This window comes from Saprospiraceae bacterium (genome assembly GCA_016713025.1).
Lineage (GTDB): Bacteria > Bacteroidota > Bacteroidia > Chitinophagales > Saprospiraceae > OLB9.
Genome location: JADJPZ010000004.1, coordinates 237,784 through 251,967, shown reverse-complemented (window position 1 = coordinate 251,967; position 14,184 = coordinate 237,784). Strand labels below are relative to the sequence as shown.

Genomic DNA, 14,184 nt, shown 5'->3' with positions numbered 1-14,184 from the left:
ACTATGCATTTTTACACAATTTCAAAATTTCCTCAGCTATCTTTATAGCTGCCTGTGGTCTCCCAAAATATTTAATATTTTCCCGAAGACTTTTAAGTTTATAATCATCGTAAAGCAATCGATTCACTTCACTGATAAGCATTTCTTTCGCTTCATTGTCTTTTACAAGAACTGCTGCATCTCTACTAACCAAAGACATGGCGTTGACTGTCTGATGGTCTTCTGCCACATTGGGTGAAGGTATCAGAATACTTGCTTTGCCAAGCACCGCCAGTTCTGAAACCGTCAGAGCTCCTGCTCTGCAAATGACCACATCAGCCGCACTGTAAGCAATGTCCATGTTTTCAATAAATGGAAGTATTTTTACATTCGGCCGGCTGGCAAGAACACAGGTTTTGTATTCATCACAATAAATCTTGCCAACCTGCCAAATGATATTAATGTCTTCCATAGACATCAGAGATTCTGCATTAGATCGGATAGCTTCGTTGATCGTTCTGGCGCCAAGACTACCGCCAAAAATGAGTAATGTTTTCTTATTTTGATCCAAACCTAAGGTTTCTAACGCTTCGTTCTGTTTCTTTATATTGTCCAGTATGTCTTTACGTACCGGATTTCCTGTAAATAAAATTTTTTGTTTTGGAAAAAATCTTTCCATTCCATCATAAGCCACGCAAATCAGTGCTGCCTTTGCAGCCAGGATTCTATTGGTCACTCCTGCAAATGAATTTTGCTCCTGCAGTACTGTTGGTATACCAAATGTATTGGCGATTTTCAAAACAGGTCCGCTGGCATATCCACCTACTCCTACAGCTACATCAGGCTTAAAACTTCGGACTATATTTATCGCCTTTATCATGCTGGCGGCAAGTTTAAAAGGAAATAATAAATTTTTGAATGTCAGTTTCCTTTGAAAACCAGCTATATTTAATCCAACTATTTTATATCCCGCTTTCGGGACTTTTTCCATTTCAATTTTACCCTCAGCACCCACAAACAATATATCCAAGTCTGGCCTTAAGGATTTAAGCGCATCTGCTATTGCAATGGCAGGAAAAACATGGCCTCCTGTACCTCCTCCACTAATGATCACTCGTGCCATCAGCTTCCAGTTTTTCAAGTTGCTTCTTATCTTCAAATGCCTGCTCCACATATCTGCTGATACTCAATATGATTCCAAAAGAAGCACAGGTGAATAAAAATGATGTGCCTCCCATACTGATCATCGGTAATGTAAGACCTGTCGCCGGTACCAACTTCACTGATACTGCTATATTGGCAAATGCTGTTATCACGATATTTAATGTAAGTCCTATGGCCAACATTGCTCCAAACGTTTTAGGGCATCTTGTGACCAGACTCACAGTCCTTATAAGCAACCACAAGTACATCAACAATATGAGCACACCTCCTATAAATCCGTACTCCTCGCATATAATGGCATAAATAAAATCAGCATACGCATAAGGTAATAGATTTCTCTGAATACTATTGCCCGGGCCCAAACCAAACATACCGCCTTCGGCAATGGCAATCTTGGACTGCTGTACCTGAAATGAGCCGTCAGAATAAAGAAAATCATTAATTCTGCTCAACCATGTCTCGACTCTGAAGTGCTCCGGAAAATATTGTCCAATGATAAATAAACCGGCAAATACAACAGCACCTAACAAGACCAAAAGGAAAACATATTTCAAAGAGATACGCCCGATAAACATCATCAGGAAACAAGTAACAAATAGTAATACCGCTGTCGATAAGTTGGATGGAGCTATCAATGCACAAAACAAAATAACCGGAGCAATGATAGGCACAAAGGCCCCCTTAAAATCTTTGATATAATCCTGCCTTATCGCCAAAGATCTTGCGACAAACATAATCAAAGCCACTTTAGCAAAATCAGATGTTTGAAATGACAGTTCAAGTATTGGTATCTTTATCCATCGTGAAGCATCATTTATCTCAGGTCCAAACAAAGCTGTGTAAACCAGCAGCGGTACCGCAATAATCATAAGTATAGGCGCAAGTTTGGCATAAACCATATAATGTAGTCTATACAAGGTATATGTCACCAGCAAACCAACGCCAATAAAAAGCAACTGTCTGATGAGGTAATATTCCGTACCATGACTTGTATTGAACTTATATACCTGACTGCCAGATGTACTATATACAATCAACAGAGAAAATAAACTCAGTAAAAGCACAATCAGCCATACTGACCTGTCGCCTTTTAGATTGTAATATGCAGTTGTGATATTCAACTTTTCTTGATTTATTATTTCAATTATTTAAATGTTCCATTTTTAAGGCAACTTCTTCTTTAAACTGATCGCCTCGATCCATATAATTCTTAAAGAGGTCAAAGCTTGCACAAGCAGGAGAAAGCAGGACTACATCACCGGGTGCGGCCACTTTCAGTCCTGTCTCCACCACTTCTGAAACCTTAATCGACTCGTAAATAATTGGAATATGGGGTTTAAAAGAATTCTTTAATTTTTCGTTGTCCAATCCAAGACAGATTAAGGCTTTCACTCTTTCCTCTACTAATGGAAACAAAACACTATAATCATTGCCCTTGTCTGTACCGCCGGCAATCCATATCACAGGTTTTGTCATGGCATCAAGAGCATAATAAACCGAATCCACATTGGTAGCCTTGCTATCATTGATGAATTCCACGCCATTGATCACGCCACAACTTTCTAATCTGTGCGGAAGGTTTTTGAAAGTTCTGAGTCCTTCTGCAATTTTACTTTCAGAAAGTCCCATGATTCTCGCTGCTTCTACTGTACAAGCTGCATTGAACAGGTTGTGTTTTCCTTTAATACTTATTTCAAAATTTCCGGTCCCATCCTTTGATGGCACCCCATTTGTATATTTATCAGTCGTAATACTGATCCTTTTGGCTTTGCCTGTATACTCAGACATTTTGTCTTTAATCTCGACGTCATCTCCATTATAAATGAAGTAATCGGACTCTGTTTGATTCATGGTGATACGAAATTTTGAATTCACATAATTGGCCATTTTGTAATCATACCTGTCGAGATGATCCGGTGTGATATTGAGCAGGATAGAGATGTTTGGTCTGAAAGTATCAATATCATCCAGCTGAAAACTGGATATCTCCAAAACCATAACCCTCGGGTTGTCTTCGGCCAGTATACGAGCATAACTTTTGCCATAATTACCGCCCAAGGCAACATTCAATCCTCCTGTCTTTAGTATGTGGTATAAAAGTCCCGATGCTGTAGTCTTCCCATTTGAGCCTGTTACAGCTATGGTCAGCCCGGAAAAAAATAAGTGACCAAACTCAATCTCGGAAATTACTTTCCGTCCATGTTCTTTTAACATGCGCAGGACTGGCGCATGTTCCGGAACACCGGGACTTTTTATTACCACCTCAGTTACCAAAACCTTATCAAAATCATGTCCCCCTTCTTCAAAAGGGATATTAAAATCAGTTAACTCTTTTTTAAATTTTTCATCTATTAAACCATAATCGCTTACAAATACATCCAAACCTTTTTTCTTTGCAAGTAATGCTGCTCCTACCCCACTTTCTCCTGCTCCTATGATGACTACTTTTTTCATACTTATCTGATTTTAAGTGTCAGTATAGAAACTATCGCCAGTATGATGCCTATAATCCAAAATCTAGTCACAATCTTGGACTCATGCATACCGGATTTCTGGAAGTGATGGTGTAATGGCGACATCTTAAATATTCGCCTTCCTTCGCCATATTTCTTTTTGGTATATTTAAAGTATGACACCTGAAGCATCACTGAAAGATTTTCTGCCACGAAGATGCCGCACAGTATCGGGATCAAAAGTTCTTTGCGTAGCAATAATGCCAATACTGCTATAATACCGCCTATCGCCAGACTACCCGTATCACCCATAAATACTCTGGCCGGAAATGAATTGTGCCATAAAAATCCTATACATGCTCCCAGAAAACAAGCTGAAAATATCACTAATTCAGCTGAGTTGGGTATGTAGAAAATATTCAGATATTCGGCTATGATAGTGTTGCCTGATACATAAGCGAATATCCCTAAAGTGGCTCCTATGATGGCTGATGTTCCTGCTGCAAGTCCATCTATCCCATCTGTAAGATTGGCTGCATTGGACACTGCCGTAACAATAAATATTACGATCAGAGTAAAAATGATGGATAATAACAACGATGCATTATCGTCTGCAAAACCAGCCAATGACTTGTAATCAAAGTTATTGTCCTTAAAAAAAGGAACATTGGTCATGGTCGTCTTTACATAAGCCATCTCTGTCATACGCGAGATGTCATTGACTTTGGGAAGTGGGATAGAATACTCTTTAATGATTTCATAACCACCCGCTTTCGCATCTGACAACGGCATCCTGACCACAATATCATCAGAAATCAACATCGTCACTGCTACGACAAGCCCAAGAATTACCTGCCCAAATATTTTTGTTTTGCCACTCAAGCCATCTTTATTCTTCAGGAAAACCTTAATGTAATCATCCGCTCCACCAATCAATCCAAGCCATATGGTGGTAAAAATCATCAGAAGGATATAGATATTGTCTAATCTTGCCAATAATAAACAAGGAATCAGGATAGCCATGATGATGATAATACCACCCATAGTAGGCGTTCCTTCTTTGGCTTTCTGTCCTTCAAGACCCAACTCTCTGACCGTCTCTCCTACCTGCAATCTTTTCAAAGAACTTATAATCTTACCTCCATACACCAACGAAATGACCAATGAGAGGATGATTGCAAATGCTGCACGGAAAGTGATATATTGAAACAATCCAGCTCCAGGCAGATTGTAATATTTATCAATATAATCAAAAAAGTGGTACAACATTTGTATATATAAATTTAACTGTTTGTTTCTGTTTTAACTTCAAAGCCTGGGAATCACTTTTCTTTGGCCAGCACATAATTCGCAAGATCAAAAATTAACAGCGCAGTGAGCAGTCTGAAACTTTTTTCAAAAAGATCTCACTGCAACTGTTAAACCAACCTGAGAATGATAATAGAACCTAAATCTTTGATATTGAAGGATTAAAAATAAAGCTAAGCTTAAGTTTCATGCCTAAAGTCTTTAGAAAATCAGAAAAATAATTTCAACCTGCTTTCTGAAATTCAACCTTTTCTTAAATACTCTTTCAATATCTCTTTATCGTTAAAAGGAAACTTTTCTCCTTTTATTTCCTGGTAATTCTCATGTCCCTTTCCGGCCACGAGAATGATATCTTTTTCATCTGACATCATGACAGCGGTTTTTAAAGCCTGCAATCTGTCTGATATTCTGATGACTCTTTTCCTGCTTTCAGGACTTAACCCTGCTTCCATATCATCAAGAATCTTTTCAGGGTCTTCTGATCTGGGATTATCACTGGTCAGGATCACTTTGTCAGACATCCTCACTGCAACTTGAGCCATAAGTGGTCTCTTGGTAGTGTCTCTGTCTCCTCCGCATCCCACTACAGTGATTACAGAACTCTCAGCACCTTTTACTTTCGAGATAGTTTCAAGTACATTTTCAAGTGCATCCGGTGTGTGTGCATAGTCTACTATGCCACACTTTTCTGAATCCGGGTCTATCACCTGCTCAAACCTGCCATCTGCCCCTCTCAGTCCACTAAGTATAGCCAGGACATCATCGCTTTCCATACCCAACTCTAACGCAGCTCCATATACCAGGGTGAGATTATAAGCATTAAACTCACCGATCAGCCTGAAGTATGCATCTCTGTTGTTGATCTGAAGGTGGAGTCCCTGTACCGTACTTTCCAGTATCCTTGCCTTATAATCAGCCATCGCTTTCAATCCATATGTTACCTTCCGTGCTTTTGTATTCTGTAACATCACCAATCCATTTTTATCATCAGTATTGGTAATCGCAAAAGCTTCTTTAGATAATCCGTCGAAAAACTTTTTTTTCGCACCTATATAATTTTTCATGGTCTTGTGATAATCAAGATGGTCATGAGTAATATTTGTGAACAACGCACCTTCAAATTTCAGTCCGGCAATTCTTTCCTGATCTACAGCGTGTGAACTCACCTCCATAAACACATGCTCACATCCTTCATCCCGCATTTTTGCCATCAATGCATGCAGGCTTATCACGTCAGGAGTGGTGTGTGTTGCCATCAAAGTGACGTCACCAATTTTATTTTCAACTGTAGAGATTAACCCGCATTTGTAACCAAAAGCAGTAAACAACTGATACAAAAGCGTGCTGATCGTCGTCTTACCATTGGTACCGGTCACTCCTGTCAGGTGAAGCTGCCGCGAAGGCTGATCAAAAAATAAATCTGCCATCTCTCCTATCAAAGTCCTTACCTGATTAGTTACAATATATGTGACACCTTTTCTCCTTTCTTTTACCTCTTCACATATGATACAAATGGCTCCCTGTCCGATTGCCTGATCAATGTATTGATGTCCATCGGTCAATGTGCCCTTTAGTGCAGCATATACAAAACCTTTGCCCACCTTTCTTGAGTCAATACTCAAGCCACTAATCCTGGATTCCAGACTGCCGAAAATTTCAGCTTTCAGCCCATCAGGTAAGATATCTTCTAACTTCTTTGCTTTCAAAGTAGTGTTAATTTAAAATGATTCCGATGTGTTGCCCGTTTGCCCTGGAACCTGGAGGTAAAGACTGTCTTACAACCTTACCGATTCCTGTTAGCATAACTTTTAATCCTGCTGTCTCCAGCAGATATACTGCATCCCGCGCTCCCATGCCCACAACATCAGGAACTAAATTTTTCTTTATTTTTACTTCTGCGTATTGCAGTTTCTTATCTTCATCCTTTACTCGTACCCAATCTCTGTTTTTCGAAGAGCGTTTGATGTTCAGGTAGTCAAAAATCTGATTAAAGTCCTTAGTATATCCCGTGCTACCTGAAGGTAAACCCACATTAGCAAATATGGTATCATTAAGATATTTTGCCTGTTTGGTTTTTAGTGCATAAACTTTTTCGGCTATATTCTTAAAAATGGGTCCTGCTACTGCACCTCCATAATATGCCCCGGCTTTAGGCTCGTATACCACAACTATCAATGAGTACATAGGGTTTTCTGCCGGAAAATATCCACAAAAACTGGCATTGTATCTTGCGTATTCATTTTTATTAGCATAGTTTGTCTTGGCAGTACCAGTTTTGCCTGCCATCGATACATGCTCAGATTTCATGCTTTTTCCTGTCCCTTTTAGAATGACTCCTTCCATCATTGTTTTTGCTTTTGCAATGTTTTCTGGTTTAGCGATACTTTCTCTGAGAGCTATTGGCTCAAATTTTTTGCGAATTTCATCACCATTTTTTATTTCACTAACCAAATATGGCTTCATCATTCTGCCATCATTAGCTACAGCATTGTAAAAATTTAATACCTGTAAAGGTGAAAACATCAATTCATATCCGTGCGCCATCCAGGGTATTGTTGTTCCATACCATTTGATCTTATCTTTGACAGGATCTTTTATCTCAGGAATTGCTTCTCCAGTAATATCGATTCCCGTAGGTTCGTGCAAACCAAACTGTCTCAGTCTTTTGACCCACAGCGACCTGCTATCTCTTGAATTATACAATTCGTTAGCTATGGTGGCTACACCAACATTGGAAGACAATTCGAATGTTTCCGCCATAGTCATATATTTTTTGCCGTGCTTTTCAGAATCGTACATGGTTCGGTCTGAAAAGTTTTTTACACCATAATTGACATCTATGATCGTATCGATGTTGGTAAATCCATCTTCCAGTGCAGCAAGCATAGTAGCCAGTTTTATGGTAGATCCAGGCTCACTCAATCTGCCGGCCGCCTGATTGTACATTTCAAAATATGCACTGTCACCGGCCATAGTCAAATTGGTAATAGATTTGATCGCCCCAGTTCCTACTTCCATAAGGATTGCTACCCCTCCTTCTGCCCTGTTTTTCTTCAAACCATCAAGTAACTCGTGGTGAACTATATCCTGCATGTCTACATTGATGGTAGTATATATGTCATCTCCTCGTTTAATTTCATTTTCCGAAGGATCATACACAGGTACCCAAATCTCCTCACTGGCAGAAAGCCGTTTCATCAATCTCTGATCAGAATCACCTTTGAGAAACTTGTTAAAATAACCTTCCAGCCCGACTTTGTCAGCATTCTCCCGGTCAACACCAATGGTTCTGGAGGCCATTTCCTGATATGGTTTTACTCGTTTACCATATCTTGCTGTCACCATACCACCTCTGAATTTACCCAATCTGAATATAGGGGCATTCTTAAGTTTATTGTAAGCATCGATATCCAAACCTTTAGCAATAAAAAAGTATTTTTTTCCTTTATTACGTGCAGCTTTAAGGTCAGCCTTCCATTGTGATGCAGATTTTGTCCTGATAAAATCCGGATTAAATTTGCTCAGAAAATGGGATAATGAATCCACACCCTGAGAAAAATCATCTTTCCGAATTATACTCATATCCATCCTAACCTCAAAGAACGATAGTGATGTGGATAACAGATTACCTTCTTCGGCATAAATATTACCCCTATCTGCATCTACTGTGCGCCATTTTACATTTATTTCACCTTTCTGTCTCCACTTTTCACGCTCAATAAAGCTAATATTAAATATCCTCACAAGAATCACTAATGTGGCCACCACAAAGAAAAACATCACCAAATAAGCCCGCCAAAGCAACTCCTTCTTTCTGTCCATGAGGATATTAACTTGTCATTTTACTGTTTTTTCAGCCACAATTTTATACGGTGGCTGCGTAGAAGGCAACAAACCTGATCCTTCTACTTTTTTTTCAATTTGCGATTGTATGCTACCATGCATTACCTCCTGCTTGAGGTTCATAGCCCGCCACCTGGTGTCTTTCACTTCTGTTTTGAGTTTTTCAATTTCTCTTACTGCATTTTCAGAAGCATGAGCATTGGTGATATAAATCACTCCCAACAACGCCAGATAGCATACAAACGGCAAATTGACATAAATCCATTCGACCCATTTCAGTCTAAAAAGTGTAGCTTTCTTATCCTGGAAACTAGCCATAAAAGTGATTTATTTATTTTTAATTACTATTTGTTAATTACTAATGATTAATTATAAATTATTAATCAATGATTTTATTATTCATCTACTTTTTCCGCTGCTCTCAACTTTGAACTTCTCGATCGTGGATTTACCTTCTGTTCTTCTTTTCCAGCCATGATCACATTTTTATTGACCAGTCGGAAAGGTCTGTATATATTCCCAAACTCATCTTTCTCCACCACTCCTTCAAAATTGCCTGTCTTAAAATAATTTTTGACCACTCTGTCTTCGATACTGTGAAATGTGATGACAACAAATCTACCTCCTGGTTTTAATACCCTGGTACCTTCGATCAGCATCTCCTTAAGTGCACCAATCTCATCATTGACTTCCATCCTTAGCGCCTGATACACCTGAGAAAAATATTTCATTCTGGGGCCCATCAATTGCTGATCAAGAATTCTGTTGAGATCAAAAGTGCTCTTCAGAGCCACCAGCTTTCGGCCAGTTACCAAAGCTTTTGCAAGCGTTTTGGCATTTCTCACTTCACCGTAATCGCTCAATACCCTAACCAAATCTTCTTCATCGTAAGTCATCAGTAAATCCTGGGCAGAAAAATCTGCTTCCTTGTTCATTCGCATATCCAACGGAGCATCAAATCTGTAAGAAAATCCCCTTACCGCAGCATCCAACTGATGTGATGATACGCCGAGATCAGCAAGAATTCCACTTACTTCATATATACCTTCAAGTCTCAGAAATCTTCTGATATACCTGAAATTGGCTTCAATGAGTGTAAATCGGGGGTCTTGAATCACATTGGCAGCAGCGTCCACGTCCTGGTCAAAGCCATACAAATGCCCTTTGGCACTTAGCACATTTAAAATCGATCTGGAATGTCCTCCGGCTCCAAATGTCAAATCGACATAATTTTCGTCTGGCCGGATATTAAGATGTTCAATACTTTCGTTTAGCAATACAGATACATGATAAGTACTCATGGAGCGTCATCGTTGAGGCCATTTAATGGTTTAATTCCTCCGAAGATAGCTTCCGCAATACTTCCAAACTCATCAGGCTCATTATCGAGCATTTCATCATATTTGTCTTTGGCCCAGATTTCAATCTGATTCTGATATGCAAAAAGCACGACATCCTTGTCAATACCTGCATACTCCATCAGACTGCCCGGTAGATTGAGACGCTCTGCAGCATCCATCTCCAGCTCTGTCGCTCCGCGATAAAAATACCTGATCGCCTGTCTTTGTTGTGTACTGTAAATGTTGAGTTGATTAATCTCATTCGTCTTCATTTCCCAAACGTCATTGGGATACAACATAAGGTGTTTTTCAAATCCACGATTGATTGTAAACCTGAGATTTCCGTCGCCTCCGATCTGCTTAATAATTGCTGCTGGCAATTTAAGCCTTCCTTTGGCATCAAGTCTGCATTCAAATTCTCCGGTGAACTGATATTGTTTCACTCTTTATGTTGGTTGATAAGGCAAAGATAGTATCGATTCCCACTTCCTCCCACTTTTTACCAAAAAATATTCAAAATATATATAATTATTTTTTAATCTATTAAATTATGTAATCAAATATATTACACATGGTATATTATTTGATTATAAAGTACTGTTTTCTCAGGAATTAGGCTGATATAAGGAAACCAGCAAAATGGTAAGGTTGGAATTAAATATTATACAAATATATATGTATTTTATATTATAACGATATATATGCATGATATTTTGAAAAATAATTGATAATATATATATATAAATATAATATTGATTCTATACTTACAAGTTGAACCAATAATTAATATAATACAATTATTTAATTTAATATTTTTTATAATGTATAATTAAGCAGTATCTTAGCAAAGATCTTTGTTATAGTCTCAAGGTATAATATATTGTTTTTTTTTATAATCATGATTGTCTGGGTGTATAACAAATGGCTCAAAATTGCTTGTGCCCTTCTGTACCCTGCCTGCATGCCTTGTCAGCCAATCTCATTCCCTGGAAGGGAAACCTGCACAATACTTCTAATAGATATACTTGCACCTTTAATGTGGTGTTGTTCAATTATAGTTTTATCAAAAAAGTGAAATATGTTTTAAAAACTGATCGTCTGGTGTGTATAACAAATTTCACAAATTAGTAATTTCTTCCCCGCTACCCTCAATCCCTCAAGAGCCTGTCAAGCCACGCTTGAGACGACCAGCCCAATTCCAACAGGTTTCACCGAAAATCAAGAAAAATATAAAAAAGTGCAATTTGTTATGCACACGATTGTCTGGATTTTATTCCTGATTCACGAAAACAGTTTATCTTTGTGTTCATCATTTGAATATTCAAATCACACCACCATGCAAAATGTATTTTCAACTCAGGATGTCAATGACTTCATTGAAAGAATCAACAAACTGACTCCAAACACCGAACCTCAATGGGGCAAGATGTCTGCCACACAGATGCTCGCCCACAGCAACGTCACCTACGAGATGGCATTTGAGAATAAACACCCAAAACCAAATGCGATCATGAGGTTGATATTAAAGTTGTTTGTCAAAGACAAAGTCACAAGCGAAAAACCGTATGGGCATAACTCTCCTACCGCTCCACAGTTTATCATTAAAGATGAGCGGGATTTTGATACGGAGCGCAACAGACTGATCGGATATATCAATAAAACCAAAGATCTCGGAGAAAAATATTTTGAAGGAAAGGAATCACATTCCTTCGGCAAACTCACATCAAAAGAATGGAACAATATGTTTGCCAAACACCTGCACCACCATTTGAGTCAGTTTGGTGTGTAGTAAAAGAAAAGATGGCCAACTATCAACAGGATAATCGGCCATCTTATGTAAAACCCCCAATGATTATTCACAAGTTAAAATCTTAAATCTTACCTCTGTATTACCACTTTCTTCGTTTTTCTGAAATTTGAGCCATTCAGTACAATATTATATGTACCTGAAGGCCAGTCTTTTGAAACTATATTGATTTCTTCTATCTGGTTATATCTTTTTATGAATATTTTGTGTCCACTCATGGAGTAAACGGATACATCTACCACAGGAATGGTTTCTTTCAGGGTAATAGAAATCTGATCATCTGCAGGATTGGGGTATATCTTCCAGTCTACCCCTTCATTTATTAAGTCCTTGTTGCTACTGACTGATCCTGGTTTAAATTCCATGGTATTGCCATAAGCTATACCGGCTTTATTGACCGCATAGGATCTTACAAAATATGTTTTACCTTTTACCAGTCCCTTGATGACTGCCGTAAAATCATATTTATTGCTCGTATTGATGATATTGTTGGGGGTCAGTTCAGGATTAAAGACCGTATCCCACACTATACCTGATTTAGTGATGGGATCATTCCCATCAAAAACTATAAGTCCTCGTACCTTGACACCTTCCATATTTTCGCTCAGAATATTGGTCACAATTTCAGGCAAAATAGGAACTTTTTGAGCGGTAAGACAGGCTTCTTTGATGGAGCGTTTGACTGCATCAGCTTCAAGTACTTTTGTAAAAAGTAGAGTTAATATGGCTTCATGAACCGGAAGGGTATCAGTAAGACTGCTTTCCAAATATTCAGAAACCAGGCTTTGAGGAGATAGGTCATACCCATTGCGTGATGTAGCTGATTTAATAGACTGTGAAAATAGAATTTTAAGCTTTGCATAAATAAGATTATTGTCATCATTCATATAATCCGAAAAAATTTGACCCATCCAGGAATCCAGACTATCAATAAAAAACGGATCACCAACCGGTATATTGATCTTTTTGTCCATTTTGGTGTCAAATTCGGTGCAGAATGTTTTAAATGCAGCAGAAGTAGCCCCAAATTCCTTTTCTAACTGGTCCTTAAAATAAGGGTATCTGACTTGTATGATGTCAGCCACAGGTAATTTTGTTTTTGTATATCGCTCTATCACTGCCCTGCGGAATTCGAAGTCTTTTGCTTCGTTTTCACCGGAAGCAAACCTTCCTGAAAATTGATACCAGTTGGAATAACCGCTAAAGGAATCAATTGACCCGTCCACCTCATTAAAATAAGTATCAAAATTGTCGTTATTGAGCGTGTAGGTATTAAGTTTCTTTTCAATGGCAGTCATAAATAATTTTACTGAATCTCTGATATTTTGATTTTCTGGTAAATTTTCAAATAAAAACAAAGGATATTTTAGTTCAAGAATCTCGACTGCAGATAAAGATGATCTTAAATCAGAAATATTAGAAGCAAGATTTCCATTACATGGCACAACCTTATCCATATTGTAACATACCAATTCTAAATAAATATGCTGAGGATTGTTATAATCCTGACGTCGTTCCCAACATTTGCCATGCAACCGTCCATTTACATATGTAAATTTTTCTATACCTAAACTTTTATAATCTACTATTCTTTCATGAGTTACTTGACCATTCCATTTTCCCAACTCATCTTTTGGTCCGATATATACATCTGTTACTTCAGACTCAGCACTATGAACGTTAGAGCCCTTGAAAATGCTAGTTTCTTTATAAATTCCATTTCCAAGAGATTCAGTTTTACTTTCATTTTCAGACCATAACCCTATATATCCAACCCCTATAAGTAAAAAAATTATTACTGCCAAAAATGAGAAAACGATCTTAAATAAATGCTTTTTCATGATTCTACTTTTTTAAATGTGAACAATAAAACACTCGAACCAACACCACAAATGCTGACAACTACATCTACCCAACAGAATGTGCCATTGATCCATCCCTCTTTCTGAAATACCTCCCACAAGACCACAATAACAAGACAGGCAATCAACCACTGGTAACCTGTTTTCTTTGACCCATCATACCAAATCCCACCCAAACACAAAGAAAATCCAAAAGCCCAAAGCCCCTGCGGTAAGGAATACACTATCCATTCGGGCAGATGGATATTACCACCTAGACCCTGCCGGAGAAAGTGCCATAATTGTTGATTGTGATGGACCATACCCCAAGATGGTACTACATCCCTCCATCCCAGATATATCAGATATCCTGTGAGTACTGCAAAAAAGGATAATATGAAAAAACTTAAGCGGCGCATCTAGAGTCACTCTGCCACTATTGTAGTACA

General features: G+C 38.3%; 12 protein-coding genes. 1 reads left to right on the top strand and 11 read right to left on the bottom strand.

Annotation, left to right across the window (positions count from 1 at the left end):
* Position 1: 1 nt before the first annotated feature.
* The 9 genes from murG to mraZ form a co-directional block, all read right to left on the bottom strand.
* A complete protein-coding gene (gene murG / locus IPK35_07565; GenBank protein MBK8053115.1) occupies positions 2-1,102 on the bottom strand; it encodes an undecaprenyldiphospho-muramoylpentapeptide beta-N-acetylglucosaminyltransferase in 1,101 nt (366 codons plus the stop codon).
* Positions 1,083-2,264 carry an FtsW/RodA/SpoVE family cell cycle protein gene (locus tag IPK35_07560; protein MBK8053114.1) on the bottom strand — a complete coding sequence of 394 codons (1,182 nt, stop codon included), beginning with the start codon at positions 2,262-2,264 and terminating at the stop codon, positions 1,083-1,085. Before IPK35_07560 ends, murG begins: the two co-directional genes overlap by 20 nt.
* Before the next feature lie 19 nt (positions 2,265-2,283).
* A complete protein-coding gene (gene murD / locus IPK35_07555) occupies positions 2,284-3,597 on the bottom strand; it encodes a UDP-N-acetylmuramoyl-L-alanine--D-glutamate ligase (GenBank protein MBK8053113.1) in 1,314 nt (437 codons plus the stop codon).
* Positions 3,598-3,599: 2 nt separating this feature from the next.
* On the bottom strand, positions 3,600-4,865 hold the full coding sequence (locus IPK35_07550; protein MBK8053112.1) for a phospho-N-acetylmuramoyl-pentapeptide-transferase: 1,266 nt from the start codon (positions 4,863-4,865) through the stop codon (positions 3,600-3,602).
* Between the two features lie 281 nt (positions 4,866-5,146).
* Positions 5,147-6,610, bottom strand: coding sequence for a UDP-N-acetylmuramoyl-L-alanyl-D-glutamate--2,6-diaminopimelate ligase (locus IPK35_07545; protein MBK8053111.1), 1,464 nt, complete (start codon positions 6,608-6,610; stop codon positions 5,147-5,149).
* Between the two features lie 7 nt (positions 6,611-6,617).
* Positions 6,618-8,726: a transpeptidase family protein gene (locus tag IPK35_07540; protein MBK8053110.1), complete on the bottom strand. Its 2,109-nt coding sequence runs from the start codon at positions 8,724-8,726 to the stop codon at positions 6,618-6,620.
* A gap of 15 nt (positions 8,727-8,741) precedes the next feature.
* Positions 8,742-9,065 (bottom strand): hypothetical protein, encoded by a 324-nt coding sequence (locus tag IPK35_07535; GenBank protein ID MBK8053109.1) that lies wholly within the window; start codon positions 9,063-9,065, stop codon positions 8,742-8,744.
* Positions 9,066-9,142: 77 nt separating this feature from the next.
* Positions 9,143-10,048 (bottom strand): 16S rRNA (cytosine(1402)-N(4))-methyltransferase RsmH, encoded by a 906-nt coding sequence (rsmH, locus tag IPK35_07530; protein MBK8053108.1) that lies wholly within the window; start codon positions 10,046-10,048, stop codon positions 9,143-9,145.
* On the bottom strand, positions 10,045-10,530 hold the full coding sequence (gene mraZ, locus IPK35_07525; GenBank protein MBK8053107.1) for a division/cell wall cluster transcriptional repressor MraZ: 486 nt from the start codon (positions 10,528-10,530) through the stop codon (positions 10,045-10,047). Before mraZ ends, rsmH begins: the two co-directional genes overlap by 4 nt.
* Positions 10,531-11,423: 893 nt before the next feature.
* Here mraZ and IPK35_07520 point away from each other — a divergent pair.
* On the top strand, positions 11,424-11,876 hold the full coding sequence (locus IPK35_07520) for a DUF1569 domain-containing protein (protein ID MBK8053106.1): 453 nt from the start codon (positions 11,424-11,426) through the stop codon (positions 11,874-11,876).
* Positions 11,877-11,965: 89 nt separating this feature from the next.
* Here IPK35_07520 and IPK35_07515 read toward each other — a convergent pair whose 3' ends face one another.
* Positions 11,966-13,735: a T9SS type A sorting domain-containing protein gene (locus tag IPK35_07515; protein ID MBK8053105.1), complete on the bottom strand. Its 1,770-nt coding sequence runs from the start codon at positions 13,733-13,735 to the stop codon at positions 11,966-11,968.
* A complete protein-coding gene (locus tag IPK35_07510) occupies positions 13,732-14,154 on the bottom strand; it encodes a hypothetical protein (protein MBK8053104.1) in 423 nt (140 codons plus the stop codon). Before IPK35_07510 ends, IPK35_07515 begins: the two co-directional genes overlap by 4 nt.
* Between the last annotated feature and the right edge of the window lie 30 nt (positions 14,155-14,184).

Excerpts from the sequence above, each read along its gene's own strand:
- IPK35_07550 (MBK8053112.1), bottom strand. The coding sequence starts at position 4,865 with ATGTTGTACCACTTTTTTGATTATATTGATAAATATTACAATCTGCCT.
- IPK35_07535 (MBK8053109.1), bottom strand. The coding sequence starts at position 9,065 with ATGGCTAGTTTCCAGGATAAGAAAGCTACACTTTTTAGACTGAAATGG.
- IPK35_07515 (MBK8053105.1), bottom strand. The coding sequence starts at position 13,735 with ATGAAAAAGCATTTATTTAAGATCGTTTTCTCATTTTTGGCAGTAATA.
- IPK35_07520 (MBK8053106.1), top strand. The coding sequence starts at position 11,424 with ATGCAAAATGTATTTTCAACTCAGGATGTCAATGACTTCATTGAAAGA.
- rsmH (MBK8053108.1), bottom strand. The coding sequence starts at position 10,048 with ATGAGTACTTATCATGTATCTGTATTGCTAAACGAAAGTATTGAACAT.
- murG (MBK8053115.1), bottom strand. The coding sequence starts at position 1,102 with ATGGCACGAGTGATCATTAGTGGAGGAGGTACAGGAGGCCATGTTTTT.
- murD (MBK8053113.1), bottom strand. The coding sequence starts at position 3,597 with ATGAAAAAAGTAGTCATCATAGGAGCAGGAGAAAGTGGGGTAGGAGCA.
- IPK35_07510 (MBK8053104.1), bottom strand. The coding sequence starts at position 14,154 with ATGCGCCGCTTAAGTTTTTTCATATTATCCTTTTTTGCAGTACTCACA.
- IPK35_07540 (MBK8053110.1), bottom strand. The coding sequence starts at position 8,726 with ATGGACAGAAAGAAGGAGTTGCTTTGGCGGGCTTATTTGGTGATGTTT.